At 54.1% G+C, this 754-nt stretch carries 1 protein-coding gene; it reads left to right on the top strand.

The window, feature by feature from the left end; genetic code table 11:
• Nucleotides 1-55: 55 nt before the first annotated feature.
• Nucleotides 56-754: IS6 family transposase (locus NTH01S_RS11485; protein ID WP_245642403.1), on the top strand; the 699-nt coding region annotated here is incomplete at its 3' end.

The raw sequence follows: 754 nt of genomic DNA, 5'->3' as shown, positions 1-754 counted from the left end.
CAAAGTTGGTGTCTTTGTTTGAAACCGCTTTCGGTTTTGGTGTGAGGCGCTGCGAATGAGCGATTTCAAGGGACGACATTTCCGGGGCGATGTGATCCTGTGGGCGGTTCGTTGGTATTGCCGATATGGGATCAGCTACCGGGATCTTGAAACCATGCTGGCTGAGCGTGGCGTGAGCGTTGATCATTCCACGATTTACCGCTGGGTTCAGCGCTACGCGCCCGAGATGGAAAACGCCTGCGCTGGTATTGGAAACGTCCGTCCTTTTCGCGCAGTTGGCGGGTTGATGAGACCTAGTATCCAGGTCAAAGGGAAATGGACGTATCTCTATCGTGCGGTCGACAAGGACGGCGATACGATTGATTTCTACCTGTCACCCACGCGGAACGCCAAGGCTGCCAAACGTTTTCTGGGCAAATCCGTGAACGGGCTGAAGGATTGGGAGAAGCCCGAGACGATCAACACGGACAAGGCCCCGACCTACGGTATCGCGATCAAAGAGCTGAAAAAGAAAGGTAAGCTGCCAGGCACAGTGCAGCACCGACAGGTGAAATACCTGAACAACGTGATCGAAGCCGATCACGGCAAGCTCAAGCAGCTGATCAAGCCCGTGCGTGGTTTCAAAACGTTGAAAACCGCCTATGCGACCATCAAGGGGTTCGAGGTCATGCGCGCCTTGAAGAAGGGACAGGCCAGATCCTGGCAGCAGGAAAAGGGCATCACGGGAAAAGTGCGTCTCATCGAAAAACAATTC

Origin of the sequence: Neokomagataea thailandica NBRC 106555 (assembly GCF_001598495.1) — a bacterium.
In the GTDB taxonomy this organism is placed as follows: Bacteria; Pseudomonadota; Alphaproteobacteria; order Acetobacterales; family Acetobacteraceae; genus Gluconobacter; species Gluconobacter thailandicus_A.
Note: the sequence above shows the minus strand (reverse complement) of the source record. Positions and strands in the feature narration are given on the sequence as shown.